Below are 4,149 nucleotides of genomic sequence, written 5' to 3'. Positions count from 1 at the left end.
CTGCGCAGCCAGGGCAAGCACACGCCATTCGCCTTTTCGGTCAGCGGCTACGAACTGCCGGGGGCGGTGAAGCTCACGCTGGTCGCCGGGCAGGTGGCGCACGAGGTGCGCTGAGCCATGCGTTTGGAGGTGGCCTCGACGTTGCAGGACCGGGCCGACGCCCGCGCTGGCTCGCCGCCTGCATGCCCGGGCAATGTGATGCGCTGCCGCCTGTCGTGATGCGCCGCTGGCGCGGCGCGTGGCGCCTGTCGCGCGTACTGCTTCACGTGCTGCACGGCCTGGCGATCGTGCTGCTGCGCTTTCCCTTGCCCCAGCCCGAGCGCCGGGTCAGGGTGCAGTGGTGGGCGGCGAAGATGCTGCGCGTGGCGGGCGTGGAGATGGACGTGCTGGGCGCTGCGCGCGAGGGCGGCACGCTGCTCGTCAGCAACCATGTGTCGTGGCTCGACATCGTGGCGATTCACGCGCTCGTACCGCAGGCCCGCTTCGTTTCCAAGGCCGACGTGCGGCACTGGCCGCTGCTCAACCGGCTGGTCGATGCAGCCGACACGCTGTACCTGCAGCGTGAGCGCCGCCGCGACGCGATGCGCGTGGTGCACCGCATGGGCGAGGCGCTGGCCGCCGGCGACACGGTGGCGGTGTTCCCCGAAGGCACCACCGGCGAAGGGCACGTGCCCTTGCCCTTTCACGCCAATTTGCTGCAGGCGGCCATCGCCACCGGAACGAAGGTGCAGCCGGTGGCGCTGCGCTACTGCGACGCGACCGACGCCGTCAGCAAGGCGGTCGCCTATGTGGGCGACACGTCGCTCGGTCGCAGCCTGTGGTGGGTGGCCTGCGCCGAAGAACTGCGCGTGCGCGTGCAGTTCCTCGAACCGGTCGCGAGCGCCGGGCAAGACAGACGCGCGCTCGCCGCGCAACTGCGTGGGTTGATCGTGGCAGCCTGGCTCTGAAGGCTTCTTCAAGCCTCCGCCTGGTCGGCCGAAGCCTGCGCTGCATTGGCCGCGGCTTCGGCGTCGCCGAGGTAGAACTTCTTCACCGGCTTCAGGAAGGCGTCGAGCTCGTAGACCAGCGGAATGCCGTTGGGAATGTTGACGCCGACGATGTCGGCATCCGAGATGTTGTTCAGGTGCTTGACCAGCGCACGGATGCTGTTGCCGTGCGCCACGATCACCAGCCGCTGGCCGTTGGCGATGGCCGGCGCGAGCGTGCTGTTCCACAGCGGCACCACGCGCGCCACCGTGTCCTTCAGGCATTCGGTGAGCGGCACCTTGCCGGGCGGCAGCGCCGCGTAGCGCACGTCGCCGCGGGCGCCGCGCGGGTCGCTCGCGTCCAGCGCCGGCGGCGGCACGTCGTAGCTGCGGCGCCAGAGCATCACCTGCTCGTCGCCGTATTCCTTGGCGGTCTCGGCCTTGTTCAAACCCTGCAGACCGCCGTAGTGGCGCTCATTGAGCCGCCAGTCCTTGACGACCGGCAGCCAGGTGCGCTCCATGCCGTCCAGGCAATGCCACAGCGTCCAGATCGCGCGGCGCAGCACCGAGGTGTAGGCGACGTCGAACTCGTATCCGGCCTCTTTCAGCAGGCGGCCGGCCGCCTGGGCCTGGGCCACGCCGGTGGCGGTCAACTCCACGTCGGCCCAGCCGGTGAAGCGGTTCTCGAGGTTCCAGGTCGATTCGCCGTGGCGGATCAGAACGAGTTGGGTCATGGTCTGAAAGCAAAGGCGTCGGAGGTCGCAGATTCTAGAATCGCAGGTTTTCGCCCTTGGCGCTCCCGCGCACGCAAAGTGAAGTTCCTTCTCGAGTATTGGTATCTCATCCTCACCGCCGTGGTGTCGGGCGGCCTGCTGCTGTGGCCCATGGTGTCTCGCTCCGGCGGTGCGCATCGCGTGAACGCCGCGGAAGCGGTGCGTCTCATCAACCGTGAAAAGGCGGTGCTCATCGACGTGAGCGAGCCGGCCGAATACGCTGCCGGCCACGCCAAGCAGGCCCGCAACATCCCCTTCGGCAGCCTCGAAGGCAACAAGGCGCTGCCCACCAACAAGGGCGTTCCGCTGGTGGTGATGTGCCCGACCGGGGCGCGCGCGAACCGCGCGGTGGCCACCTTGCGCAAGCTCGGCTACGAGCAGACCACCGCCTTGATCGGCGGCCTGGCGGCGTGGCGTGAGGCGCAGCTGCCGGTGGAGAAGTCGGCGGCCTGAGGCAGCGGCGTGAAAAAGCCCGGCGCGGGAGTGCGGGTGAGGCGGCCCACGGCAAAGTTTCGGCTCGCGGGGGCCTTGGCTTTCGCAACGGCTGCCGCGTCCGGCGGCGCAGGCGAGGCACCCGACCCGCCTTCCCACAGGGTCGTGGCCGCTGTATGACACTGGCGGGCCGCACTGCCACGCCACCGAGCCCATGTCTCCCGTCAAGATGTACACCACCCTGGTCTGCCCCTACTGCCAGCGCGCGAAGATGCTGCTTCAGCAGCGCGGCGTGGAGCACATCGAGGAGATCCGCATCGATCTCGATCCGGTTCAGCGCAAGTCGATGATGGAGCTGACCGGCCGGCGCACCGTGCCGCAGATCTACATCGGCGACACGCTCGTGGGCGGCTGCGACGAACTCATCGCGCTCGACCAGAGCGGCGGCCTCGCGCCGCTGCTCCAGGGCGCGGCTGCCTGAGACTCGGGCGGTCGCCGGCGCATCGCCCGGCCGAGGGGCCGTCGAAAGCCGCTGCGACATAATCCGCAGCTCACTGCAAGCGCCGCTGCGCCGGCTCTTGCGCGCCTTCAGCCCGCCGCGCCGCACGCGAGACCGCTGCGCCGGGCCGAGCCCCTGACCGACGGATGTCCACCATGGCCGAGCAAGCCGCTACCCCCGTGTTCCAGATCCAGCGCGTGTACCTCAAGGACATGTCGCTGGAGCAGCCCAATTCGCCCAAGATCCTGCTTGAGCAGGCGTCGCCCCAGGTCGAGATCAACCTCGGCGTGGCGGCCGAGGGCGTGACCGACGGGATCTACGAAGTCGCCATCACCGCCACCGTCACCACCAAGCTGGGCGACCGCACCGTGTTCCTGGTCGAGGTCAAGCAGGCCGGCATCTTCGAAATCCGCAACCTGCCCGAAGAGCAGCTGCAGCCGGTGATCGGCATCGCCTGCCCGGGCATCGTGTACCCGTACCTGCGCGCCACGGTGGCCGACATCATCACGCGCGCGGGTTTCCCGCCGGTGCACCTGGCCGAGGTCAATTTCCAAGCCATGTACGAGGCGCAGCAGCAGGCTCGCGCCCAGCAGGCCGGCGAAGGCAAGCCGACCAACGGCAGCGGCGCGCCGGTCATCGCCACCGCCTGAGCGGGTCGCGGGCGGCGATGAGGGTCTCCGTCCTCGGCGCCGGCGCCTGGGGCACGGCGCTGGCGGCGAGCATCGCGCCACGGCATGACACCCTGCTGTGGGCGCGCGACGCGGCGCAGGCTGCGCTCATCGACCGCAGCCGCCGCAACGAGCGCTATCTGCCGGGCGTCGATCTGCCCGCCGGGCTGCGCATCGACGCAGCTTTCGGGTCCGCGCTTTCGCATGCCGCCGGCGACGGCCTGATCGTCGTCGCCACGCCGATGTCGGGTCTGCGCGAGATGGTCTCGCGCTGTGCCGAACAAGGACGGGGCCTGTGGTGGTTGTGCAAGGGCTTCGAGGCCGGCAGCGGTGCGCTGGGCCACGAGGTCGCGCGCGATGTGGCGCCCGAAGCGCGCGTCGGCGTGCTGTCGGGACCGAGCTTCGCGCTCGAAGTGGCGGGCGGCCAGCCCACCGCACTGGTCGCAGCGAGTGCGGATGCCGCGCTGCGCCAGCAGGCGCTCGAGGTCTTTCACAGCGAATCGCTGCGCATCTACACCTCGGCCGACCCGATCGGCGTGGAGGTCGGCGGTGCAGTGAAGAACGTGTTGGCCATCGCCACCGGCATCGGCGACGGCATGGCGCTCGGGCTGAACGCGCGCGCCGCGCTCATCACCCGCGGCTTGGCCGAGATGACGCGCTTGGGCCTGGCGCTGGGCGCGCGCGCCGACACCTTCATGGGCCTGTCCGGGCTCGGCGATCTTGTCCTCACTGCCACAGGCGACCTGTCGCGCAACCGCCAGGTCGGTCTGCAACTCGCGCGGGGCGGAAGACTGCCCGAAGTGCTCGTCTCC

At 69.9% G+C, this 4,149-nt stretch carries 6 protein-coding genes; 5 read left to right on the top strand and 1 reads right to left on the bottom strand.

All coding sequences use genetic code 11. From position 1 onward, the window contains the following. Positions 1-182: 182 nt before the first annotated feature. Entirely contained in the window at positions 183-947 is a 765-nt protein-coding gene (locus H0W38_RS15990; RefSeq protein WP_292455878.1) for a 1-acyl-sn-glycerol-3-phosphate acyltransferase, read from the top strand. An 8-nt stretch (positions 948-955) separates the two neighbouring features. Here H0W38_RS15990 and gpmA read toward each other — a convergent pair whose 3' ends face one another. After that, the gene (gene gpmA / locus H0W38_RS15985) at positions 956-1,699 is read right to left on the bottom strand and encodes a 2,3-diphosphoglycerate-dependent phosphoglycerate mutase (protein WP_292455876.1); all 744 of its coding nucleotides are present in this window, start codon (positions 1,697-1,699) and stop codon (positions 956-958) included. Positions 1,700-1,777: 78 nt separating this feature from the next. Between gpmA and H0W38_RS15980 the strand changes: the two genes are divergently transcribed. The 4 genes from H0W38_RS15980 to H0W38_RS15965 all read left to right on the top strand — a co-directional run. Next, a complete protein-coding gene (locus tag H0W38_RS15980) occupies positions 1,778-2,191 on the top strand; it encodes a rhodanese-like domain-containing protein (RefSeq protein WP_292455873.1) in 414 nt (137 codons plus the stop codon). Positions 2,192-2,384: 193 nt separating this feature from the next. After that, entirely contained in the window at positions 2,385-2,651 is a 267-nt protein-coding gene (grxC, locus tag H0W38_RS15975; protein ID WP_292455870.1) for a glutaredoxin 3, read from the top strand. A gap of 173 nt (positions 2,652-2,824) precedes the next feature. Further along, positions 2,825-3,319: a protein-export chaperone SecB gene (gene secB / locus H0W38_RS15970; protein ID WP_292455867.1), complete on the top strand. Its 495-nt coding sequence runs from the start codon at positions 2,825-2,827 to the stop codon at positions 3,317-3,319. Positions 3,320-3,336: 17 nt separating this feature from the next. After that, a partial coding sequence (locus tag H0W38_RS15965) for an NAD(P)H-dependent glycerol-3-phosphate dehydrogenase (protein WP_292455865.1) occupies positions 3,337-4,149 on the top strand: 813 nt, incomplete at its 3' end.

This window comes from Methylibium sp., from assembly GCF_013817365.1.
Classification (GTDB): Bacteria; Pseudomonadota; Gammaproteobacteria; order Burkholderiales; family Burkholderiaceae_C; genus Methylibium.
Note: the sequence above shows the minus strand (reverse complement) of the source record. Positions and strands in the feature narration are given on the sequence as shown.